Origin of the sequence: Acinetobacter puyangensis (assembly GCF_900096995.1) — a bacterium.
In the GTDB taxonomy this organism is placed as follows: Bacteria; Pseudomonadota; Gammaproteobacteria; order Pseudomonadales; family Moraxellaceae; genus Acinetobacter; species Acinetobacter puyangensis.
Map to the genome: position 1 here is coordinate 1 of NZ_OANT01000002.1, position 24,486 is coordinate 24,486.

Annotated in this window: 19 protein-coding genes; 17 read left to right on the forward strand and 2 right to left on the reverse strand. The window is 32.9% G+C overall.

Features of this window, described 5'->3' with window-relative positions; genetic code table 11:
• The 9 genes from CRO21_RS17615 to CRO21_RS04460 form a co-directional block, all read left to right on the forward strand.
• Positions 1-4,167 (forward strand): BapA/Bap/LapF family large adhesin (locus tag CRO21_RS17615; protein WP_228150361.1); only part of this gene is annotated, 4,167 nt, incomplete at its 5' end.
• 281 nt (positions 4,168-4,448) lie between these two features.
• The gene (locus tag CRO21_RS04425; RefSeq protein ID WP_097078144.1) at positions 4,449-6,125 is read left to right on the forward strand and encodes a poly alpha-glucosyltransferase; all 1,677 of its coding nucleotides are present in this window, start codon (positions 4,449-4,451) and stop codon (positions 6,123-6,125) included.
• Between the two features lies 1 nt (position 6,126).
• Positions 6,127-6,903: a serine hydrolase gene (locus CRO21_RS04430; protein WP_213064398.1), complete on the forward strand. Its 777-nt coding sequence runs from the start codon at positions 6,127-6,129 to the stop codon at positions 6,901-6,903.
• A gap of 2 nt (positions 6,904-6,905) precedes the next feature.
• Positions 6,906-7,976 carry a YheC/YheD family protein gene (locus tag CRO21_RS04435; protein ID WP_228150362.1) on the forward strand — a complete coding sequence of 357 codons (1,071 nt, stop codon included), beginning with the start codon at positions 6,906-6,908 and terminating at the stop codon, positions 7,974-7,976.
• Positions 7,977-7,984: 8 nt separating this feature from the next.
• Positions 7,985-9,772: a hypothetical protein gene (locus CRO21_RS04440; protein ID WP_097078147.1), complete on the forward strand. Its 1,788-nt coding sequence runs from the start codon at positions 7,985-7,987 to the stop codon at positions 9,770-9,772.
• Positions 9,769-10,137, forward strand: a complete 369-nt coding sequence (locus CRO21_RS04445; RefSeq protein ID WP_097078148.1) for an HAD family hydrolase — start codon at positions 9,769-9,771, stop codon at positions 10,135-10,137. Before CRO21_RS04440 ends, CRO21_RS04445 begins: the two co-directional genes overlap by 4 nt.
• A 3-nt stretch (positions 10,138-10,140) precedes the next feature.
• Entirely contained in the window at positions 10,141-10,851 is a 711-nt protein-coding gene (locus CRO21_RS04450) for a glycosyltransferase family protein (protein ID WP_097078149.1), read from the forward strand.
• Entirely contained in the window at positions 10,848-12,410 is a 1,563-nt protein-coding gene (locus CRO21_RS04455) for a glycosyltransferase family protein (RefSeq protein WP_097078150.1), read from the forward strand. The genes CRO21_RS04450 and CRO21_RS04455 overlap by 4 nt, the downstream gene beginning before the upstream one ends.
• A 15-nt stretch (positions 12,411-12,425) precedes the next feature.
• Positions 12,426-13,322, forward strand: coding sequence for a hypothetical protein (locus tag CRO21_RS04460; RefSeq protein ID WP_097078151.1), 897 nt, complete (start codon positions 12,426-12,428; stop codon positions 13,320-13,322).
• A 102-nt stretch (positions 13,323-13,424) separates the two neighbouring features.
• Here the strand turns inward: CRO21_RS04460 and CRO21_RS04465 are convergent, their stop codons facing one another.
• A complete protein-coding gene (locus CRO21_RS04465) occupies positions 13,425-14,342 on the reverse strand; it encodes a M14 family metallopeptidase (protein ID WP_097078152.1) in 918 nt (305 codons plus the stop codon).
• A gap of 133 nt (positions 14,343-14,475) precedes the next feature.
• Between CRO21_RS04465 and CRO21_RS04470 the strand changes: the two genes are divergently transcribed.
• From CRO21_RS04470 to CRO21_RS04490, 5 genes are all read left to right on the forward strand, one after another.
• Positions 14,476-15,516 carry a hypothetical protein gene (locus CRO21_RS04470; protein WP_228150363.1) on the forward strand — a complete coding sequence of 347 codons (1,041 nt, stop codon included), beginning with the start codon at positions 14,476-14,478 and terminating at the stop codon, positions 15,514-15,516.
• Positions 15,517-16,014: 498 nt separating this feature from the next.
• Positions 16,015-16,719 carry a hypothetical protein gene (locus CRO21_RS04475; protein WP_097078153.1) on the forward strand — a complete coding sequence of 235 codons (705 nt, stop codon included), beginning with the start codon at positions 16,015-16,017 and terminating at the stop codon, positions 16,717-16,719.
• Positions 16,720-17,174: 455 nt separating this feature from the next.
• Positions 17,175-17,732, forward strand: a complete 558-nt coding sequence (locus CRO21_RS17640) for a hypothetical protein (RefSeq protein ID WP_228150364.1) — start codon at positions 17,175-17,177, stop codon at positions 17,730-17,732.
• Between the two features lie 1,087 nt (positions 17,733-18,819).
• Complete coding sequence (locus CRO21_RS04485; RefSeq protein WP_097078154.1) at positions 18,820-19,422, forward strand: recombinase family protein; 603 nt, start codon at positions 18,820-18,822, stop codon at positions 19,420-19,422.
• 28 nt (positions 19,423-19,450) lie between these two features.
• Positions 19,451-20,260 (forward strand): EAL domain-containing protein, encoded by an 810-nt coding sequence (locus tag CRO21_RS04490; RefSeq protein ID WP_097078155.1) that lies wholly within the window; start codon positions 19,451-19,453, stop codon positions 20,258-20,260.
• A 98-nt stretch (positions 20,261-20,358) separates the two neighbouring features.
• Here CRO21_RS04490 and CRO21_RS04495 read toward each other — a convergent pair whose 3' ends face one another.
• On the reverse strand, positions 20,359-21,216 hold the full coding sequence (locus CRO21_RS04495) for an SDR family oxidoreductase (protein WP_097078156.1): 858 nt from the start codon (positions 21,214-21,216) through the stop codon (positions 20,359-20,361).
• 140 nt (positions 21,217-21,356) lie between these two features.
• On the opposite strand from CRO21_RS04495, the gene CRO21_RS04500 reads away from it, so the two are divergent.
• The 3 genes from CRO21_RS04500 (at position 21,357) to proB (ending at position 24,264) form a co-directional block, all read left to right on the forward strand.
• Complete coding sequence (locus tag CRO21_RS04500; protein WP_097078157.1) at positions 21,357-21,731, forward strand: winged helix-turn-helix transcriptional regulator; 375 nt, start codon at positions 21,357-21,359, stop codon at positions 21,729-21,731.
• 87 nt (positions 21,732-21,818) lie between these two features.
• Positions 21,819-23,042: an Obg family GTPase CgtA gene (gene cgtA / locus CRO21_RS04505; RefSeq protein WP_097078158.1), complete on the forward strand. Its 1,224-nt coding sequence runs from the start codon at positions 21,819-21,821 to the stop codon at positions 23,040-23,042.
• Between the two features lie 88 nt (positions 23,043-23,130).
• Positions 23,131-24,264 (forward strand): glutamate 5-kinase, encoded by a 1,134-nt coding sequence (gene proB, locus CRO21_RS04510; RefSeq protein WP_097078159.1) that lies wholly within the window; start codon positions 23,131-23,133, stop codon positions 24,262-24,264.
• Positions 24,265-24,486: the final 222 nt, after the last annotated feature.

Genomic DNA, 24,486 nt, shown 5'->3' on the forward strand with positions numbered 1-24,486 from the left:
GACTCAGATTCCGACAGTGACTCCGATAGCGACAGCGACTCAGATAGCGACAGCGACTCAGATTCCGACAGTGACTCCGATAGCGACAGTGATTCCGATAGCGACAGCGATTCAGATTCCGACAGTGACTCCGATAGCGACAGCGATTCCGATAGCGACAGCGATTCCGATAGCGACAGCGATTCCGATAGCGACAGCGATTCCGATAGCGACAGCGACAGCGACAGCGACTCAGACTCCGACAGCGACTCCGATTCCGACAGCGATTCAGATAGCGACAGCGACTCAGATTCCGACAGCGATTCAGATAGCGACAGCGACTCAGATTCCGACAGTGATTCCGATAGCGACAGCGACTCAGACTCCGACAGCGACTCAGATAGCGACAGCGACTCAGATAGCGACAGCGACTCAGATTCCGACAGTGACTCCGATAGCGACAGCGACTCAGATAGCGACAGCGACTCAGATTCCGACAGTGACTCCGATAGCGACAGTGATTCCGATAGCGACAGCGATTCAGATTCCGACAGTGACTCCGATAGCGACAGCGATTCCGATAGCGACAGCGATTCCGATAGCGACAGCGACTCAGACTCCGACAGCGACTCAGATAGCGACAGCGACTCCGATTCCGACAGCGATTCAGATTCCGACAGCGATTCAGATAGCGACAGCGACTCAGATTCCGACAGTGATTCAGATTCCGACAGTGATTCAGATAGCGACAGCGACTCCGATTCCGACAGCGACTCAGATTCCGACAGTGATTCAGATAGCGACAGCGACTCCGATAGCGACAGCGACTCAGACTCCGACAGCGACTCAGATTCCGACAGTGACTCAGACTCCGACAGTGATTCAGATTCCGACAGCGATTCCGATTCCGACAGCGACTCAGATAGCGACAGTGATTCAGATAGCGACAGCGACTCAGACTCCGACAGCGACTCAGATAGCGACAGCGACTCAGATTCCGACAGTGACTCCGATAGCGACAGTGATTCCGATAGCGACAGCGATTCAGATTCCGACAGTGACTCCGATAGCGACAGCGATTCCGATAGCGATTCCGATAGCGACAGCGACAGCGACTCAGACTCAGACTCCGACAGCGACTCAGATAGCGACAGCGACTCCGATTCCGACAGCGATTCAGATAGCGACAGCGACTCAGATTCCGACAGCGATTCCGATAGCGACAGCGACTCAGACTCCGACAGCGACTCAGATAGCGACAGCGACTCAGATAGCGACAGCGACTCAGATTCCGACAGTGACTCCGATAGCGACAGCGACTCAGATAGCGACAGCGACTCAGATTCCGACAGTGACTCCGATAGCGACAGCGATTCCGATAGCGACAGCGATTCCGATAGCGACAGCGACAGCGACTCAGACTCCGACAGCGACTCAGACTCCGACAGCGATTCAGATTCCGACAGTGATTCCGATAGCGACAGCGACTCCGATAGCGACAGCGACTCAGATTCCGATAGCGACAGTGACTCAGATAGCGACAGCGACAGTGATTCAGACTCCGACAGCGATTCCGATAGCGACAGTGATTCCGATAGCGACAGTGACTCAGATTCCGACAGCGATGTTGATCAACTAGATGCACCTAATGCGGACGATGATCAAGGTACAATCATTGGTCCAATTAGTAATAATGGTGTTACAGATGACTCTAAACCGACTTTCTCTGGTATAGGTGCGGTAGCTGGTGCAATTATCACAATTTACAATGGTAATGAAGCGCTTGGTACAACGGTTGCTGATGACAATGGTGATTGGACATTCACTCCAGATGTTGATTTAACAGATGGCGAATATTCAATTTCTGTTACTCAAACAGTAGATGGTACGGAAAGTGAAAAATCAGAAGAACTTAACTTTGAAGTTGATACTGTTATAGAAGCACCAACAGCTGAGTTTAGTGATGATGGTTCACAAGTGGTTGGTACAGCCGAACCAGGTTCTACTGTTACAGTTAAGGATCAAAATGGTGATACATTAGGTACAGCTGTGACAGATGCGAATGGTGATTACACAGTTGATCTGGAAGAAGCATTAACCGATGGTGAAACTGTAGAAGTAACAGCAACTGATGCAGCAGGTAATGAATCTGATGCAACAGAAGCAACAGCACCAGATATTGTTGTAGATGCAGTAGATAATGTGGCCGAAGCGAAAGTTGATTTCACATATCCAGTGAGTGAGTCTGAATATAACGATATTATCGATAGAAGTTGGTTGATAAATATAGGTAGTATTTCTGATTCAGGTTATTTCTCAGTTGGAGAAGATCAAGTTTCAAATGCAGTGATTACAGTATCGACCGGATCTTTAGTGAATCTGTTAGATAGTGCAACCATTCAATTGTATAAAGAAACTTCCACAGGTAGCTGGGAATTAATAGCAGACAACTCTTCAGCAGGGTTGTTAGATCTTCTTGGTATATTTGGTGAATCTACAGAAATTGGTGTAAATGGATTAACGACTGGTAACTACCGTTTAGATTTCAGTGGAGGTTCATTGATTGGTGTTGGCGGTTATCTCAATGTTGATGTTCACTTAACCAATTATGATACTTCTTCTAATCCGGAAGTGACCGGTGTGACAGCAGTAGAAGGTAATGTGATTACTGATGCTGATGATACATATGGTACAGATAATGTTCCTGCTACAGCAGTTGTAACTAATGTTTCTGGTCAAGATATTACGGGCGAAACAACCATAGTTGGTACGTATGGCACGCTCATTATTAATACGGATGGTAGCTATAAATATACTCCTAATGCAGATATTACTGCTATTGGTAATACAGAAGTATTTAGCTACACAGTGACAGATTCTGTAACTGGTAAATCCGATACTGCTAATCTGATCATCCAGATTGGTACTGATAGTGATCTTGATCTGGTTTGGGATGCAACAGATCCAACTGTTGAAGCATCAACAGTTGTCGCAACTGATAACACAGATTTTATTGGTGTAAATCAGACCAATCAGGTTGAAACACTTGCGGCTGATACAGGTATATTAACTGCATCTGTAAGTCGGACAGGAAATTTAATTAGTGGCTATACGTACACGCCTGTTGCTGGTGCCGATACATCTGATGTGGTGACTGTAGATGCAAATGCATCAGCGGTATTAACCATTAATGTAACGACTACAAGTGCTTCTGGTGCGGATAATGATACCTTTGGATATCTGGTACAGAAGTTAGTTGATGGTGTATGGACAACAGTCTATACATCAGCTATCACAACATATGATTACCCATTCTTAGGTAGTTCAAGTGCAACAATCATTGCTGATACGTATACTATTTCTTCAGAAAGCGTATCTACGCAGTGGAGAGTAGTATTTAACAGTACTGAAAGTAATACTACATTCTTAGTTAATGGTACAAATAGTACAACAGTTCAGACATCTGTACAGGCAACATTGACTCATCTTGATGACTTCATAACGACATCGATCGATTCGGAAGTGTCTGGTAATATTTACACAGATGATGATGGAGCCGGTGTGGATACTATAGGTTCAATTTACACAGATCTGTATATCTCTACAGATGGTGGAAATACTTATAGTGATCAGATCGTAAGTACTGGTACGAGCATTATAGGAACCTATGGTACATTGACCATTAAATCTGATGGCAGTTATACCTATATAGTAACGGATGCTTCCTTAAGTTCTGGTGCGAGTGAAGAGTTTACTTATAAACTTGTCGCGCCAAATGGCGATGAATCTGTTGCAATACTAACTATTAATGCTGGTGTGAACTACAGTACTGGTATAGGTAATGACATTATAACAAGTTCTGCTGGTAATGATGTCTATACTACTAATGCAGGAGCTGACACCGTAATCTTCGATCTACTTAATGGAGCCGATGATGCAGGTGGTAATGGCAAAGACAGTTGGACTGACTTCGATGCTGATCAAGGAGATAAGATTGATATTTCTGATTTGTTAGTTGATTTTGACGAAAATACATCAGATATCAAAGATTATATCTCTTATGAAAATGGTGTACTCATCATTGATCGTGATGGTACGGGTGCAACACATAATCAAGTTGACTTAATTAGTTTCACAACTGATAAGACACTTGATGAGTTGATAGCAAATGGTAATATCATTTTCTAATATCAGTTAATCAATAGAAGCAAGAAAGAGGATCTTCGGATCCTCTTTTTTTTTTTGATGCTACTAAATAAACAATATTGAAATTAATTTAAATAAAAAATTAGAAATGTTTAAATTATTACATTAGATATAACATTAAAAACTAATTTTAAATTGCAAGATTTAAATTGAAAATAATTAAATTATAAGCTTGATGAAATTTACTAAAATGCTTGAATTAAAAATAATAAATGATATATTTGTATAAATAGTATTTTTTAAAATATGGTTTAATCCTAAAAATGTCAATTACATCTTATACAGACTTGAATCAATTTCAGCAGCAACTTAATCAATGGTTGGAAGAAAAATTTACACACTTAGCAGAACAACAAGATTATTTTGCTATTTTTATTTCCTATGGAAGCCGTACTCAGCGTTGTAAAGTATGGAGTAATTCTGATACTCATCCACAAAAGTTAATTAAACGTAGTCTCGATTTTTTTGAAAAAATATTTAAAAAAGACCGATGTTTACCTGAATTTATAAAAATTGATGTCGCTTATAATATACAGAAAAAAGCATGGCAAAACGTACTACAAGAAGTTAATCAACAAACACATAATAATCATTATCGTAAAGGAATAAGTTTTGATGAAAAATTTGCAATAAATTTTCTGGAACAGGAAATTTATGCGAAAGCCATTATCCGTAGTGTGGTGTTTAATGAACCGAATTTTTTTGATGAAAAAAATCTCAATGATGCAATTAAAAGTAAATATCCCATAGTCAAACAAAAGATTCAATTAGATAAAATAGAAACAGCTTGGGTATTTGATACCTATGCTACTTTTTATGAACAAGGACAATGGTTTGAATTACAATCGACAGGCTGTGAAAATGGTGTACGCCAATTAACAGGAGATAAAAAACAACAGATTAAATCCTTGATTCTAAAAAATGCAGAGTTTTTACATCATGAAATATTAGAAAATGGTCGATTTATTTATGGATATTTCCCTGCCTTTAATCGTGAAATAAAAAGTTATAATACAGTACGACATTGTACTGCAATTTATGCATTACTCGAAACATTAGAAATTCTATATAATGAAAGCTATTTAGCTAAAATAAAGCAATCTATTCAGTATGCAATCGATAATTTTTACAAAGAAGTCAATGATAAAGCATTTATGATTGATGGGAACGAAATCGATGCAGAGATTAAGTTGGGATCGAATGCCGCTGCAATTTTTATGTTTGCAAAATATCAAGAAATTACAAAGGATAACCAATATCAACATTATGCCGAAACATTAGCAGAAGGCATACGTTTTATGATTGATAAAAATGGTGAAACGACACATGTATTGCAATATCCATCCTTAGAAACTAAAGAAAAATTTCGAATTGTTTATTATGATGGTGAAGCGGCATTGGGGTTATTACGACTATATCAAATTAATGGAAATCTAGAGTTACTAGACACAGTTAAACTGATGTTCGAACATTTTATCAGTAAAAAATATGATAAATATCATGATCATTGGTTAAGTTATTGTACGAATGAATTGACCCAAATATGTCCGGAAGAAAAATATTTTCAGTTTGGTTTAAATAACTATTTAAAGCATATGAAATTTATTCGTGAACGGAAAACTGCTTATGCAACATTTTTGGAAATGATGATGTCCGCCTATAAAATGGTAGTCAGAATAAAAGAGCAAGGTTTTACAGAATTATTTGAATCGGCAAAATTTGATGAATTAAAACAATTAATTGAGTTGCGTGTTGAGTTCCAGCGTACTACAGGATTCTTCTATCCTGAGGTAGCCATGTATATGGCCAAACCAGACAAAATACTTAATGCATTTTATGTGAGACATGATCGTTTTCGTACAAGAATAGATGACCAGGAACATAACTTGTCTGGTTATGTGGCTTATGTGAATTTTTTTGGGGAAAATAATGATAAATAAGATGATAGAGAATTTTGCATTTATAAATGAGCAACTTAATCAAAAATTAAAAGGAAAAAATATTATTATTAAGATTTTTGATGATAATCCTATTACAATTTTTAGAAAAAATATTGAGCATAAAGTTGTTCCGGCATCTACAATTAAAATATTTTTACTAGATGTTATATTAAAACAAAATGTGGATTTGCAATATTATATTGAAATTATGGAAGACGATATTGTTAAGGGTAGTGGAAATAATTTAGTTGTAGGAGATAGTTATAAAATTGAAGATTTAATAAAAAACTTAATGATCTCATCAAGTAATACGTCAGCTAAGGTTTTGAGTAGATATTTATCTGAAAACCATGATATTTTATATTTAAATGTAATTAATGAAATAAACAAAAAAAAAGGGATGCTTAATACAAATTTAGTCAATGAACATGGGCTGGCCAATAGAAATCAATATACTACTATATATGATTTATCATTGTTTATGGATGAAAAAATTAATGACCATTATTTGCTTGAATTTATGAATATAAATGAATATGAATTTTATTCAAAAAATGACAGAGAAGTGAAAATAAAAAATACTTTTCTTAATATGGAAAATAATATAATATTAGGTCGAAAAACTGGAACATTGGTTCCTAATGTGTATAATATAATATTGTTTTTTGAAATTAATTATTTTAAAGGTTATATCATAGACTTCTATAATGAAAGTGCTTATGATAGGAAAAAGGATGTTGAATTGGTTGTAAATTTATTAAAAAGCATTGGAGCTTAATCATGATTTTTGCAATTTTAAAACCAAGTATGGTTATTACAGAAGTGGAAAAAGTATTTATCAGTGTTGCACATGAGCGTAAGCATGAAGCATATGTATTTATTGCAAAAAATATTAATTTTGAGAAAAAACAGATTAAAGGTATAACACTTGAAAATAATGAAATAGTAGAAAAATATTTCGATTTTCCTGATGTTGTTCAAAATAGATTGGCTGTTAAAGCAGAGGATGTGGAAAATTATTTAAAACTTGCAGACATGATTCCTTTCACAAATAATAGAATTGGGGATAAGGAATTTATATATAACAAGATAAAAAATATTGAAAGCTTGAAAAAATATCTTATAGAGGTATTGAAGCTTGAAAGTTTTGAGTTATTAATTGATAAAATAAAACAACATGGAAAAGTTATTTGCAAACCAAGTGCAAGTAATCAGGGAAAAGGCATATATAGTATTATTAAAAAAGATCAATACTATATTGTTAAGTCATTGGAAAGTGAAAGCATACTTGATGTTGATGGTTTGAAGGGATTTTATAAAGAAAAATTTATTAAAGGATATACAATATCACCTTTTATAAAAAGTGAAACAAACCTTGGACAAACAACGGTTTTCCGTATGCATTTAACCAGAGGAGAAAAAGGTAAGTGGCAAATGATTAAATTTTTCCCTTATGTTAATTTAAATCATAAAATAGATATTACAAATGGAATGCTAGGTGCTTTAATCACTACACGAGAAAATTTATTTTTAGAACAATATTATTCAGATTCATATAAAATAATACAAAATGAATTAAAATCTCTATTCAGAGAATTTACAAAAGAATTTCAAAAATTATATCGATGGCGTTTAGATGGTATAGGATTAGACTTAGGTATTACACAAGAAGGTAGTATTTATATTTATGAGGTCAATGTTGGAGCAGGTATTGGCTTTATGGCATATCCTGTAGCCTGTTCACAAGTATCATATTATGAATGGCTAGCAATAAATGCAAAAAAACCTTTTATTAATAATTTCTTACCTATTAATTTAAGAAAATCAAATACCTTGACAGCTAGATTATAGGTTTTAAGATGAGTGAAAAAAGTCTTTGGGCAGTAATTTGTGGAAATATTCGTGATGAGCTAGATTTTAAGCTTACCTTGACTCGACTTATTGAGCTACGTAGCATAGGTAAAATACAGCATATTGTAGTTTCTACTTGGAAGGGTGAAATTGAAAAATATCCTGAATTACGCAAGCAATTAGAAAGTTTACAAATATATGTATTAGAGTGTTATCCCTTATCGGATACCGTGGAAAAAACACCTACTGGTTCTGTAAATTATTGGCGACAAGCACGTCAATTATTATTAGCTCTTGATTTTATTCCTAAACATGATTTTGTATTAAGAGTGAGAACGGATCGCAGTCTAAATTATATTAATCAAATGGAGAAACTTGGAGTTTTTGAAAATTATAAAATTAAAGTCAAGGAACTTGGATTATTTCCGAAAATATTTGAATATAAAGTAACAGTGTTTGCACCTAAAATGGTGCGTTTATTACACATGATAGATTTTGCTATATTAGGGCAAAATAAAGACTTATATAAATTCATTAATTTTGATATACATGAACTATATTTTCAAAAAGAAATGGTTGCAAATGTACAATGGTATGCTCAACCTTTTTTAAAGGTGTTTCCAATATTACGTGATTATATGCGATTCACACAATTTGTTCACACAGTAAAAGTTTTAAAAGATTATGTAGAAAAATATAAAGAGGACTCTGTTTTTCCAGAAGTATATTATAAAGTTTATGCGATTTATTTGCTTATTCTATATACTCATTTTAATATAGTATATACAGGGAATTTAAATAAAAAAAATATAGATAAGATAGGATTTTATCATTTTTTTTCAAGTAGTCAAAATAGAGGCTTACAACATACAACTTTAGGTACATCTATTCGAGATCAAGAAATTTTGCATATGGCTATTTCTGGTGAATTGACAAAATCTAAAGCATATGAGCGTTTTTTATATTATGTAAATAAAATAATTGCTTATGGAGAAAATGATGAAACTTTTGAATTATCTTATCCTGATTATAAACAATTGGTAGATTTAGTTAATACTAAATTTTATGAACAATCTGATGATTTAAAATGGTTTAAAGGTCTTAGAAAACCACCAGTGAATAAAAAAAACTTATTTAAATATAATGAAAATATAGATGTATCAATGTTGGATTGTATTACATGTAAAGCATCAGATTGGTACAATTTAAGTCATACTCAATTAGTTGAAAAAGATTTATATGATTTATGGTTGAAATTAGAAAATCCTACAGCAATCACAACTGAAAAAATGTTATTTCCTATAGCGCGTACAGGTAATGAATATGCTATATATATTTTATTAGATCTATTCGATAAAAATTTAATATCAGATATTAATATCAAAGAATTACTACGAGTAACTTTTTTTTATTTAGATATTCATGTAAGAAGAAAAACTCAAACTAATCAAACTACATTTATTATATTAAAACTCTTGTTGATGTATGAGCGTGCAATGGTTGATATAGAACCAGATAAAATTATACCCTGTGGATTTGAAAAATTCTTGAATGTAACAGAAGTAAATGAAATTTTATCGGGAAATAAAAGTAGTTATATTAATATAGTTAAATCTATTTTCAAACGTGTTGTAAATGATAATACACCAGAGATAAATCTTATGCTTGCAAGCATTGAAAATCAATCTGTTAGTCAAGTAGTTTTAGATAATTTAAAGTTGAATAAAAAAATCAATGAGATTGTTATAGCTGAAAAAAAATGGTTGGCATATTTAAATCTGGAGAATAGACTATGAAAAGGTTAATTTTGGATATTGATGATACTATCTGTACTACAATAAATGGTGATTATCAAAATGCTGTGCCAAATTTGGCAGTAATTACTAAAATTAAAGCATATAAAGAACTAGGTTTTGAAATCTGCTTTTCTACCAGTAGAAATGTTAAAACATATCATGGTAATCTTGGAAAGATAAATGCAAATACACTACCTATTATTATTGATTGGTTAAATAAACATAATATTCCTTTTGATGAAATATATGTTGGTAAGCCTTGGTGTGGTTTTGATGGATTTTATGTCGATGATAAAGCAATTAGACCTGATGAATTTGTTACTTTGTCTTATGATGAAATTAAAAAATTAATAGGTAGTGAGTAAAAAATGTTTGTAATACCAATGGCAGGTCTTAGCTCTAGATTTTTTAAAGCAGGTTATACTGTCCCAAAATATATGCTCGAATTAAATGATATCACTATTTTTGAATGGTCAGTTTTATCTTTTAAAAAATATTTTCAATCAGATAAATTTGTTTTTATTTTATTTGATCATTATGATACTCCAAATTTTGTTAAAGAAAAAATAATAAAACTTGGTATAATAAATTATCAAATAATCATTTTAAATAAATATACTCTGGGACAAGCTGATACTGTTTATCAAGGAATTAAAGATATTGAAGAAGATGAGATCTATGTTTTTAATATTGATTCTCGTTTAAATAATTTTGAAAAATTACCTTTTCAAGTTGACGGATATCTCGAAGTTTTTAAAGGAGAAGGGGAGCATTGGTCTTTTGTGTTACCGGGTGAAAATAATACGGTGTTAAGAACAACTGAAAAACAGAGAATTTCAGATTTATGTAGTAATGGTTTATATTATTTTGCTTCTTTGGAAAAATACAAAAAATATTTTACCGAAGAGCTAAAATGTTTTGGAAATAATGAAATTTACATAGCACCAATATATAATAAATATATTGATAATGGTGAAAATATTAAATATAAAATTGTTGAATTAAAAGATATAGATTTTTGTGGCACACCTATAGAATATCTGGAAACTTTAAAAAAATATAATAAGGAGGGTTTATGATTTTAATTGCATCAGCTGCATATGTAACAACCGATTTTCAGGTCGAATTAGGAAAAATTCCGCCTTGTTTATTGCCTATAGGTAATAAAAAATTAATTGAATTACAGTATCAATCCTTAATAGAGACTTTTGCTGATGAATCTATATCAGTTTCACTCCCAGAAAGTTATAATCTGTCAGAATCTGAACAGAAATTATTTGATAATTTAAAAATAGATATTATTTTTGTGCCTGATGCTTTCTCACTTGCAGAATCTTTATTATATGTTATTAATACAAGTGAGTATTTATATAAAGATGATACTTTTTACCTTTTGCATGGTGATACGTATATTAGTGATTTTTCTCTACTTAAATTTCATAATATACTTGCTGTTTCTCAATCAATAGATAGTTATAATTGGGAAGTTGTACGCAGTATGGAAGATCATGCACTTGTGTGGAGTGGTTTTTTTAATTTTTCATCGATAGGTTATTTGCTTAAGGCTTTAACCTTAAATAAATATAATTTTCCCAAAGCAATAAAATTTTATAATGATAAATATTATTTAGAAAATATTGAAATAAATAATTGGTATGATTTAGGGCATGCTTATACTTATTTCTCAACACGTGCAAAAATTACGACTCAAAGAGCCTTTAATGAATTAAAAATTAAAGATGGTATTGTTTATAAAAGTGGAAATCCAAGTATAAAAATTGAGGCTGAAGCAAAATGGTTTGAAAATGTACCATATAAATTAAAAAAATATATTCCAGTATTATTAGAGCATGGAAATAAAAATGATCAATATTACTATTGTCTTGAATATTTGCCCTATATTCCATTAAATGAATTATTTGTTCATGGTAAAAATGAATTATTACAATGGAATAACATCTTTGAAAAACTAAAAACATATTTAAAATGTTCTCAGATTGAAGCTTCAAATGAACAAAAAGAATCAATAGATAACGATTTATTAAAGTTATATTCAATAAAGTCAAAAGAACGTTTTCTGACATATCTTGAACAGAAAAATATTTCAATTGATGAAAAAATTATGTATAAAAATAAAATTTTACCTTCATTGAGTCAGATTTTGGAAGAATGTATTACTAGAACTACATCTTTAGATGCAATTTATGGAATTATGCATGGGGATCTATGTTTTAGCAATATTTTGTTTGATTCTCGCGGAGATAGAATTAAAGTTATTGACCCTAGAGGATTAAGCTATGATAATAATTTTACAATATTTGGTGATTTAAAATATGATTTTGCAAAACTTACCCATTCAGTAATTGGATATTATGATTTTATTATATCTGGTCATTATAAAATTATTGAAACATCAAGTGGTTCTTTAGAATTAATCTTTGATATTGATAAGCGTATAGAAAATATTTCTAATCATTTTTATAAGAGTTTTATAATAAATGAATTACATGTAAAAGAAATATTGCCTCTAGTTATATTATTGTTTTTTTCTATGTTGCCATTACATTCGGATAGACCTGATCGGCAGAAAGTAATGTTTTATAATGCACTAAGGCTTTATTATGAGTATATGCTTTGATTTTGGAGAGTAAATATGGATAATGCACTACTTATTCCTATTCATGGGAAGAAATTTAATTGGTTATATCTATTTTTATTATCTATTCCAGATTATGAAATTGATGATCTTGATTTCGACATTGTTCTTTTAGTTTCAAATGAAAAGGAAAAAATACAAATTTCTCGTGCTATTTCATGCTCATTACCTCAATTTAAAGATAATATATTATTTTTTGATGTTTATCAATTTATTGAGTCATCATTGCAACATGAAAAATTATTATATAGATATATCAATAATATTGATCGGTGTATAGTAAATCTTAAAAAGTTTTGTGCAATTTATTGGGCAAAAAAATATTATAAAAATATTGCAGTTATAGATTGTGACTCTGCTTTTAATAAAACAACAAAAGGTTTTTTTGATTGTTTATTTAAAAATTATCAGACAAGATATTATTTTGGTTCTAGCATAGAAAGTAATGAGCTATGTAATAATGTCTTAAATCATTGTGCTGGGTTTTTTAATGAGAATCTGAGAGAGAATATATCTCAATTAACTAATGGTTTTAAATGTTATCCGTGGTTTTTTGATGTGCCATTTTATCATGTAGATGATTTAAATGAATTTTATGATTATTTCAATTCATCTGAATTTGATGGAGATTTTTGGATGGCTATAGAATGGGAGAGTTTTGAACATATTATTTATATATATTATTTATGTTTATTTAAAGATGCAAGTATATTAGATTATTCAAATTGCGTGAGAAGTGTAATACCAGAGACTTTATTGTTAACAGAGCTTAATAAAATTTACTATAGATATAATTATTATCCAGTATGGATTAGATTTAGAAATGTATTAAATAATCCAGAAAACGTATTAACTAATCAACCAAAAATGTTTTATCATATAGATAGGTTGTAGTAAATTTAAATTCTATATATTTTATAAATTAAAAATGATAGGTTAATATAGGAGTTGGTGTTATTGAATAATGCATTATAATTTAAAGAATACTTTTTAAAATTAAAAAGTATTTTGATAATATTTAATTAATGTATCAAAAATACAGATGAGTATTTGTCTATTTGTTAATCTTATATCAATCCATTCATTGGATAAACGTGCATGATTAATATATGGACATTCAACAAGAATAGTTGGTAATCCTAGGTCATTGCCAATATATTTATCTGAATATCCATCTCTCGGTACTCCTAGCCAAGTTAGATCGCCATCGACTAAGTTATCAAACTTTTTATGGTACCATACAGCAAGTTTCTGAAAACTTTTAAATAGTATTTTTTGACTCCAGTTATGGGAGGCACAACCCCAAGTTAAAGCTAGGTCACTATGGTCATGTAAATTAATAAAACACATACTATCCTTTTTATGTCGATTAATCCAATTAACTAATATTTGATTTTCAATTTCGGATAAAGGTTTTTTACCTTTATATTTACCAGCATTTTCCCAGCCATTAGGAAAATTTCTATTAAGGTCAACTCCATTATGGTTTCTTCGCTGGTTGTTTTTAGTCCCTGATGAATTGATAGCAGGTATAATTCTAAGTGAAAAAGAGGTTCGAATTGCAGATAAAACATCATTGTCTATAAATTTTCTTAATAATTCATCACATAAAAGCATTACTGCTATCGTACTTGAAATCTCTTGTCCATGCTGTCCAGTAACAATTAATAATTGTGGAAATTTATTAATTGAAATAGGTGCAGAAGACATTTTTCCAATACCAAAAGGCGATAATACGTATTCTCTAATCTCGTTGCCAAGCATATCTGTTCCCAATAAGTTCATAGTAATATGATTGGGAAAATCAATAGTTAATTGATCATAAAAATTATATACTAATTTTAGCATGTCTCTTGATGATAATCGAATAGAGTCATTTGACATATTATACCAAGCATGATCATTTATTTGCATTGTATTTACTACTGTATAGTTACTATCATAATTACTGAATTATAGTTACTAATTTGACTTTTGTGAATCGAATGTTAAATATTTTTTATTGATCATTAAGTTTATTTTGACATATTTATAGGAGTATTGGGATATGAATTGTTTTTATATGATTTTCATAAATAGTAAACTATTTACAATAGCGGTTAAAATTTTAATTTTATTAATTTTGGGTTTATTGTTTTCTATTCAAATTTTTGCAAAGTCCCCGTATAATAAGTTAAATGATAAACTTGATAATCTTAATGTTGTTTATCTAAATAATAAAATTAGAGTTTATTATTCCAATGATCTAAATAATATAGATTTTATTGTTGATAGAGTAGATATAAATAGAAATAATATTCCAGATTATGTGGAAAATATCGCAATACAAGCAAATGCAACCCTTGATGTGTTGAATCATCTCGGCTTTATAAATCCTTTGGAAAGTCAACGTTATAAAGGGGTGGCACAGTTTATAGATATTCATCTGATTTCTGTTAAAGGCAATGGTGTGGCATATGAAATGCCTGCTATGTGGGGAAACAAGAAAAGCAAACAGGACAAGATAGCATTGTTAGTAGTTATTCGTAATAATATAGAAAACTTTCCTGGTGATTATTGGACAACTGTTACACATGAATTATTTCATCTTTATCAATACGGTTATAGCCAATTTAAAGGTGGTTGGTATTTAGAAGGAATGGCCAATTGGGCTGAAAGATCTTTAAGAGCTGGCGCTGTAGGAAGAAATTACAATCAAAAACTACCTCAAACGCAAGCAGAACTAGAAAAAATTTATAATACGCCATATAATCATCTATGGCATCGTTTAGCGGTTTTGTCAGATAAAACTGATGGAACAATGAAATTACCCCAATCTTTATTAAGCCAAACCTATGTTGATGGTAGTAAAGTTTTTAAAGATGATAAATTACGTGGCTACAAATTTATGAGACGTATTTTAGAAAATTTGACTATAGCTTCAAATGAAATATCTATACAAAATAATAGGGATCCATATTATTGGGCTGAAAAAGATCAAAGAAGCGCATTGAATCGTCCTATTATTCTTAGGGTAATTCAGCAAACAATGCATGAGTTTGGCATGAATAAAACATCTGAAGAGAAAAATTTTTTACAATTAAAATAGGGTCTGTTGACATTTCGTCTATGATTGCGACAGTGGTTGTTTTTTAGGCAATACAAGGCATGAATAGTGAAATTTAGTTATTCTAAATGAACTATTCATAACGCAGTATGAGGCGCACTGCGCCGCAAGGAAAACAACCCTGTCCCAAAGGGTTGTGGTTAAAATTCCCCCATACGTCGTTACAAAGCTCGACAAGGGAATAGCCATTGCCTTCGCTTTGTCTTGCGGAGTACACTCCTCATCTGAAGAAATTTTAGCCTACAACGCAATCTATTTATCAAATGTCAACAGACCCTAGGATATTATAGAACAATTTAAATTTAATTTTATCAATATTTGCTAATCTATTCTAATAAAAAATGAATAGAAATAAAATTGTGATTTAAATACTGATTATTAAACCTAAGAACTAATTACTTAATCAAAATTTAACTTTATGTTAATCTTAAAAAGCTTTAATGGCAAATAAACTATATTTTGTAAATAAAGGTTAAAGTTATGTTAAAAAAACTGATTAATTTTATAATTGTTTTGATTTCTTTCTATGGAGTAAATATCTATGCGAATGAAATAAAAACTTTTGATCTTCATTTTGTCGTTATCACTAATAATCCAGATGCCAAAACCAAAGTTAATTTAAATCAATTATATGAAGAAGTAAATGTTCTTAATAAATATTTCGTTAAGGAAGATCGTTCTTCAATTGTCAATTTTAGGTTTAAAAGTGCTTCTCTATATAATGACATCAAAAGCTCAACTTGTCATTTAGTTGATTTAGGTGATGCAATGCAGCCTTTTAATTTGGAAAATGCAGCTACCTTATTTAATGATTGTACCGATCTTAATGTAAGAGATAAAAATGCAATTAATATCTATATTTTTGATGAATATAGTGATTCTAAAGGTTTTAATAGTATTAACAGTTATGGTAAAAGAAATAGTAATAAACCATTTATATTCTTGGACTGGAAAAGGCTAAATCATACGACACAATCTCCGGAAGAACATGAAATGGGACATGCATTTGGTTTAAGTCATGTTTGTGTACCGGGCGCAACAATAAATAGCTCCACTAATATTATGGCAAGTGCAAGCTGTGGTTTAGGATCTGGGGGTAAACGAGATATAGGGTTCGATGCTAGTCAGGTACAAACTATATTACATTATGTACCTTTAATTGAGGCAAAACTTGCTTCTCAATAATTTTAATGTATTAATTTATCTGAAAATTGAATGAATATAAATTATTATATTTTTTTAATCTGTTGTGTGAATGTAGCAAATGCTGCTTACATATATAATTCATCAGAATTAATGCTTGCAACGCTAGATACCATATATAAAACTGGTGAATTTACTATTCAACTAATCCAAATAATACAGATTATATTCCGGATCAAACCGATATAAATAATAACAGTATTCCAGATTACGTCGAAAATGTAGCAATTCAGGCAACTGCCACAACCGAAGCGTTATCTTTATTAGGTTTCGTTCACCCTTTAGATAGTGAACGTTATAAAAATGTTGCACATTATATTGATATACATCTTATATCTAGATCTGGTAATGGTGTTGCCTATGAAATTCTCAGTAATTGGATTAACAAACCGATAAAAGAGAATAAATGTGCATTACTTTTAGTTGTTCGCCATAATTTGGAACAATTCCCTGGTAATTATTGGACGACAGTCACCCATGCAATTTTTCATTTATATCAATATGGTTATAACCAGTTTAAAGGTGGCTGGTATCTGGAGGGAATGACGAATCTAATGGAAAGACTTTTAAGGTTGGGTACACAGGGTGGTAATGGCCTGACACCTTTACCAGCAACCCAAACTGAGTTGGAAAATAATGTGTATAATGTTGCCTACAATCAACTTTGGCACCGTTTGGCCGTATTATCAGATAATACGAATGGTCAATTGAATTTACCATTCGAACTTTTAAACCGTACCTATACCGATGGCAGCAAGGTTTTTAAGGATGAAAAACTAAAAGGGCATGCTTTTATTAAAAAGGTTCTGAAAAACATGAAATTGAAAACAGATTTGATTTCATCTCAAAATAATTGGGATCCACATAATTGGGCTGAAAGCGATCAAATAAGTCCTAGCAATCGGCCATATATGTTGAATGTTATACAAGAGACAATGTATCAATTTGGTATGAATCAAATACTTGAAGAACAAAACTTTCTTAATCTCAATTAAGGCATAGTGCTTTGTCCATGTTGATGCTCAATTTGAGCATCAACTAGTTATACGATGCTAAGGTAATAGCAAGTGTTTTAAGTTGTGCGAAATTACAAAATCTGTATATTATCATATAAAATACTTTATATAGCTCATAGCTTTGTGCTTAAACTAAGTCTTTTTGAATAAGCTAGCATGTGAATGATACATATGTTTTTATTGAAAATACTCGTGTTGAATTCTTTGTACAATCCCTGTGGCGATAGCTGAAAACATCAACTATAGCAAAATTCAAAATGTAAGCTACATTTGTGTCATGCCGGACTTGATCCGGCATCCAGAGTTAACGTATCCTAAATCAAACTCTAGAAAACTAAAGCCTAGGCCTTAAGAACTTTGCTCTGGATACTTTGAGAGATGTGTATCTCGCAAGGCAAGTATGACGACATGATATGTAGCCCATAAATCGAATTTTGCTATAACAATTCTTATGTTTGAAAAACTTAACTTTAACTTGTGGTTTATATTAGAAGCATTTCACTATATGAAATAATATGGTTATTTTACTTTTAGAATTAAAAAATGTATAAATCATAAAAAATTTTTATCAAAAACAAAATTTTAGTAGGTAACATGATATGTCTGGTTTTTGTCCTAATGCTCAGCAAGACATACAAATGTCATACGGTTCATTACAAAGTAGAAAAACTACCTAATGCGTTAGATTGATTAATAAATTTAAAAAATCATTATATTACAATAAATTGAAAATAATATTGTATGCCTAAATATGTTTAAATTTCACTCATTCAATTGTTTTTTTTATAAAAAAACAATCATGTTTTCATTATTTTTTTCACATAGAGAATATTGTTTTACTTTGCAAAATTTCTAGGATTTAAATCTATTGATAAAATTTAATTATTTGTTTTATAAGGAATAAATATTATTATTAATCCTCGATGGTATATTTATTAAATTTATGTTTAAAACATCTATATGTTTTAAAAGACATATTTAATATGTATTTTTTTATTGGTAAAAATATATAGAATGTGCGATGTATTAAGCGTTTTATATTGATTTTGTGCGGAGAATTTAATTTATGCGTACATATGCTTATGTAAGAATTGATCCAAATACACAAGAAAATATTAATTATCTTTTTTTCTTTCAAAATTTTGGATACTCAGTTCCTGGTCAGCGATTGATTGTAGAAGAAGTTGCAGTTGATACATCAATTATTTATAGGGATAAATTAATTAATTTAATTAATTATGGTTTAGAAGAAGGAGACTTACTTATATTCAAGGGTATAGATTGTTTAGGAAGTAGTTTTGAGGAAATCTATAATATTGTCAATACAATGGAGGATAAGAAAATAAAAATTATTTGTCTAGATTTCTCAAAAAAGGAAATTATAGAAGATCTTAAATTAATTTTCTTTCATTTTTTAAAGTTATGTTCTAGCTTTGAAAGTAAATTAAAAAATAGAAGAAAAGGAAATCACTTAAATAGTAATTATGTAAAAAAGGTTGGAAGGCCAGAGATATTAACAGTAAATCAAAAACAGGAGGTATTAGATAAGTTTAAAAAGGGCTATAGTGTTTATGCACTTGCCAAGGAATATTCGGTAACTAGAACTGTAATCCAAAGATTATTAGATAAATCTACTAAAAATCTCAATACTATAAAGCGAGTACAGTAGTTAAATTTAATAGGGTTTATAGGTTTTTATGCTCAAAAATAAATATCTTAAAGAATTAAATTTTGACCGAAATTTATTTTCTTACTTTCTTATGAATAAAGGTGTAATAACGTATGATACGATTATAGCTTATTATCAGCCTATTGTTGAATCTATTGAAAGTAAAGATATTTTTTTATTTGAAGCTTTAATGCGTTGGGATCATGAAAAATATGGGATAATCAGTGCAGATTCTTTTATTGATTACTTTAAGGAGAATGGAGATATTCTCGCATTAGGAAGTGTTTTTTCATTTCGGGTTTTTCAGGAGTTTTTTTTATTAAATCAAATTAATGATGCTAATGCGAGTGTATCTATCAATTTTTCCATTAGAGAGCTGAGTGCCCCTTTTTTTATGGAAAGCTTTAAGATAATGATACGCCAGTCTGGTTTAAATCCAGAATTATTTGTCATTGAGTTATCTGAACTTGAGTTTCTTGATTCATTGGTTCTCTATAAAAGAATTCTTTACCAATTAAAAGAAATGGGGGTGAGAATATGTATTGATAATTTTGGTCATAATTTTTCTAGTTTTACTTATTTATTAAATCTACCTGTTGATATGGTGAAAATTGACAAATTTTTTGTTCAGAAAATTAATAATGATCAAGAGGTATATTTGATTATAAGTAGTCTGATTAATATTTGTCATAATCTAAGTATTAAAGTGATTGCTGTAGGTGTGGAAACCGAATCGCAATATTATTTATTGAAAAATATGAATTGTGATTATTATCAGGGTTATTATTTTTCTCAGCCATTTTCTTTAGATTTGATAGGATTCTATTCGATTAGCTGATTTAAAATACTGATCACCATTGAATGACTGACAATAGTTTTGTATGCATACTAAACTACTGTCAGTAGATTTGCCCATAGAGCTAACGGCTAATATGATTAGGATAATGCAGTACGTATGGTCTCTATCATAGGCGTCGTTGCTCGTCCAATCAGTTGATGTAAATCTTTTTTATTGCTATACATGGCACCCTTAGAAACCCCTTCATCTGCATTTGCCAATATGGCTGCGAAAGCTTCAGGTAACCCTACTTTGATTAAAGTCTGTTTAAGCTCACCTTCTGATAGATCCTGATAAATTACATTTTTTCTTGAAATCTCAGTTGCCCATTGTGCCACATCATCTAGTGTATAGCTGTTATCACCAGCCAATTCATAGATTTTATTTTGATGTCCATCATTAGTTAAAACCTCAGCTGCGGCGGTGGCATAGTCCAGACGTGATGCGGAGCTGATTTTTCCGTGGTGTGTTGCGCCAATGATTGCACCAGTTTCGATGGACTGCGGCAATGTCATTGCATAGTTTTCACTGTACCAATTATTTCGCAGAATGATATAAGGAAGATGAGAAGCCTTGATCAGTTGTTCTGTTTCGATATGTTCTTGTGCAAGGCTTAAAGGCGATTGATCGGCATCAAGCAAGCTGGTGTATGCGATCAATTGTATCCCGGCCAGTTCGGCCGCTTTAATCACATTTTGATGTTGTGCCACACGTTTACCCACTTCACTGGAAGAAATCAGCAATAAATGGGTAATGTCTTTTAATGAAGAGAGTAGTTGTTCAGGATTGTCATCGTAATTAAACGGTCTAATTTCGACACCATATTGATTTAAAACTTCTGCTTTGGCGGGATCACGAGCCAGAGCAACAATATTAAAAGCTTCGGTACGTTGCAGCAATTGTTGTAATACCAGCTGACCAAGTTGGCCAGTTGCACCTGTGATGGCAATACGCATGAGATTTTCTCCATATTTGCAATGAATAGCGGTTTAGAATGTTGTGTACAATTATTTTATTCTCTATACTTACAAATAGTAAGTACTTACCTAAACGTAAGTAAAGGCTGTTTTATTATTCTTTTGTAACGGTGAGTACGATGTATGCTGATGATAGAAAAGGGTATGTGTTAGCACAGGACTGTCCATCCAGACAGATTTTGATGAATTTAACCAGTCGCTGGGGCGGACTTGTGCTGATCGCTTTACGGGGACAAACCTTAAGGTTTGGTCAGTTACGTCATTGCATTGGTGGAATCAGTGAAAAAATGTTGGTGCAAACCTTAAAGGCATTACAACAGGATGGATTTATTGAACGGCAGATGTATGCAGAAATTCCGCCACGTGTGGAATATTGTTTAACCGAATTTGGTGAACAGGCCGCGGAAAAGGTATTTCAACTCACCTCATGGATTGAAGAATCCTTACCTGATATTTTGCAACGTAGACAAGCCATTGCAAATGTTGACGACTAATTTCCATTGCATCATCATAAACCATCGAGAATTTTTGAAAATCATGGCATAATACGCCGCTTTTATATTGAGGTTGAGGATTGGACTATGCGCTTTGTTGATGAAGCAGTCATTACGGTAGAAGCTGGAGATGGCGGCAATGGCGTAGCCAGTTTTCGCCGAGAAAAATTTGTACCGTTTGGTGGGCCTGATGGCGGCGATGGTGGTCGCGGTGGCAGTGTCTATCTGGTCGCAGATGATGATACCAGTACGCTGGTTGATTATCGTTATACTCGCCGTTTTCGCGCAGAACGTGGTAAAAATGGTGCAGGCGCAAACTGTACCGGCCGTGGCGGTGAAGATATCGTTCTTAAAGTTCCGGTTGGGACAACCATTGTTGATATTAATAGTGGCGATATTATTGGCGATCTAATTGAAGATGGTCAGCGTGTGATGGTTGCTTGTGGTGGCGATGGCGGACTAGGCAACACACATTTCAAATCCTCTACCAATCGTGCGCCAAGAAAATGTACACATGGGGGTGAAGGCGAAGCACGTGAAATTCGTCTTGAGCTTAAAGTACTGGCCGATGTTGGTTTATTGGGTATGCCAAATGCAGGTAAATCGACATTTATCCGCGCGGTAAGTGCTGCAAAACCAAAAGTTGCCGATTATCCATTTACTACGATGGTGCCAAATCTGGGTGTGGTGGATGTGGATCGTCATCGTTCTTTTGTTATGGCTGATATTCCCGGTTTGATCGAAGGTGCAGCCGAAGGTGCAGGTCTGGGGATTCGTTTTCTAAAACATCTGGCACGTACCCGAATTCTATTACATATTGTTGATGTACAACCGATTGATGGTTCCGATCCCGCTTATAATGCCAAAGCCATTTCCGCAGAACTGGAAAAGTTTTCACCGACTTTGGCACAGCTGCCAGTAGTATTGGTTTTAAATAAACTGGATCAATTGAGTGAAGATACCAGAGAAGAGTGGTGCAAACATATTTTAGATGAGTTGCAGTGGGAAGGTCCGGTCTTTAAAACCTCTGGTTTGCTTGCAGAAGGGACCAAAGAGGTTATTTATTATTTAATGGATCAGATTGAGCAACAAAAAGAACTTGAAGTTGAAGATCCTGAATATGCTGCACAGGTACAAGCTTTCCGTGCGCAACTGGAAGAAGAAACTCGTGAGCAAACCATTGCTGCAAAAGAAGCTTATCGTGAAAAACGTAAAGCACAGCGTGAAGGCCTGGAAAATGATGATGGTTTTGATGACGACGATTTTGATGACGATGACGACGAAATGGAAGTGATTTATGTGCGTGATTGATCTTTGTGCATGATTGATATAGTTGGTCTATATGGCTAATTTATATATGATTGGGTCACGAGATCATGCACATTCTGGTTGAATGAAGATGATAGAAGTAATAAACGATAAACGTGTCTTGTCCAATTGTAAACGTATCGTGGTCAAAATTGGTTCTGCATTATTGACTGCCAATGGACGTGGTCTTGATCTGGACGCGATTGCGCACTGGGCTGGGCAAATTGCACAGCTGCATGATCAGGATTTTGAAATTATTCTGGTCTCTTCAGGTGCAGTTGCCGAAGGTATGGTGCGTATGCATTTACCAAGTCGTCCGGAGGATCTGCCTAGTTTGCAGGCGTGTGCAGCAATTGGTCAAATGGGATTGGTACAGGCGTGGTCAAGTGTGTTGGAGCGTCATAATATTCGCACCGCACAGGTGCTTTTGACACACGATGATTTGACCGATCGTCGTCGTTATCTTAATTCCTGTGATGCGTTGCAACATTTAATCGACTGGCGTGTCATTCCTGTGATTAATGAAAATGACACGGTCGCGACAGATGAAATCCGTTTTGGTGATAATGATACACTTGCAGCCATGGTTGCAGCACAGGTTCATGCCGATTTACTGATTATTCTGACTGATCAACAAGGAATGTTTGATGCTGATCCCCGTAGCAATCCAAATGCAAAATTACTGTCTACTGTGCGTGCTTTAGATGATCGACTTTTTGATATGGCAGGTGGCGGCGGTATTCTCGGTCGTGGTGGGATGTTGACCAAAGTCCGTGCTGCACGTTTGGCTGCAAAATCAGGCTGCCCGACTTTGATTGCCAGCGGTGAAAGTGAAAATGTATTAACTCGCCTAATGAATGGCGAAATGCTAGGTACCTTGTTTACCTCAGATAATGATCGTATTACGGCACATCAGCAATGGCTTGCAGCACATTTACAAACCGCTGGTCGTCTGGTGTTAGATGATGGTGCGGTTAAAGCAATTAAGGAAAATCATCGTAGTTTATTGCCTGTAGGTGTTAAAACTGTAGAAGGGCATTTTGAACGTGGTGATGTGGTGGAATGTGTAGATGCAATTGGTTTGCGTGTGGCAGTGGGGCGGGTAAATTTTAGTTCGCGTTCTGCCGATTTAATTAAAGGACTGGCCTCTAATAAAGTGCAGGAAGTTTTAGGTGAGGCACGTTCTCTGGAAATGATCCACCGCAATCACATGGCGATTTATTAATATTGATGTAATTTGATGGTAATGAAATATTGAGTAAGAAAATTGCTGAATATTTCATTTCTATTATTACGCTAATCTCAACTTATTTAAGAATATCATTTTTCACTAAGATACTAATAATATTATATTTTTTTAATTTTTAATGCCTACAGCAACCAACATTGCAGGTACTGGGGATGCACACCTCGTGTATCTCGCCCACTCACCGAGCCGCTAGAGGCG

Coding starts and splice junctions, on each gene's coding strand:
- CRO21_RS04425 (WP_097078144.1), top strand. CDS start 4,449: ATGTCAATTACATCTTATACAGACTTGAATCAATTTCAGCAGCAACTT.
- CRO21_RS04430 (WP_213064398.1), top strand. CDS start 6,127: ATGATAGAGAATTTTGCATTTATAAATGAGCAACTTAATCAAAAATTA.
- CRO21_RS04435 (WP_228150362.1), top strand. CDS start 6,906: ATGATTTTTGCAATTTTAAAACCAAGTATGGTTATTACAGAAGTGGAA.
- CRO21_RS04440 (WP_097078147.1), top strand. CDS start 7,985: ATGAGTGAAAAAAGTCTTTGGGCAGTAATTTGTGGAAATATTCGTGAT.
- CRO21_RS04445 (WP_097078148.1), top strand. CDS start 9,769: ATGAAAAGGTTAATTTTGGATATTGATGATACTATCTGTACTACAATA.
- CRO21_RS04450 (WP_097078149.1), top strand. CDS start 10,141: ATGTTTGTAATACCAATGGCAGGTCTTAGCTCTAGATTTTTTAAAGCA.
- CRO21_RS04455 (WP_097078150.1), top strand. CDS start 10,848: ATGATTTTAATTGCATCAGCTGCATATGTAACAACCGATTTTCAGGTC.
- CRO21_RS04460 (WP_097078151.1), top strand. CDS start 12,426: ATGGATAATGCACTACTTATTCCTATTCATGGGAAGAAATTTAATTGG.
- CRO21_RS04465 (WP_097078152.1), bottom strand. CDS start 14,342: ATGCAAATAAATGATCATGCTTGGTATAATATGTCAAATGACTCTATT.
- CRO21_RS04470 (WP_228150363.1), top strand. CDS start 14,476: ATGAATTGTTTTTATATGATTTTCATAAATAGTAAACTATTTACAATA.
- CRO21_RS04475 (WP_097078153.1), top strand. CDS start 16,015: ATGTTAAAAAAACTGATTAATTTTATAATTGTTTTGATTTCTTTCTAT.
- CRO21_RS04485 (WP_097078154.1), top strand. CDS start 18,820: ATGCGTACATATGCTTATGTAAGAATTGATCCAAATACACAAGAAAAT.
- CRO21_RS04490 (WP_097078155.1), top strand. CDS start 19,451: ATGCTCAAAAATAAATATCTTAAAGAATTAAATTTTGACCGAAATTTA.
- CRO21_RS04495 (WP_097078156.1), bottom strand. CDS start 21,216: ATGCGTATTGCCATCACAGGTGCAACTGGCCAACTTGGTCAGCTGGTA.
- CRO21_RS04500 (WP_097078157.1), top strand. CDS start 21,357: ATGTATGCTGATGATAGAAAAGGGTATGTGTTAGCACAGGACTGTCCA.
- cgtA (WP_097078158.1), top strand. CDS start 21,819: ATGCGCTTTGTTGATGAAGCAGTCATTACGGTAGAAGCTGGAGATGGC.
- proB (WP_097078159.1), top strand. CDS start 23,131: ATGATAGAAGTAATAAACGATAAACGTGTCTTGTCCAATTGTAAACGT.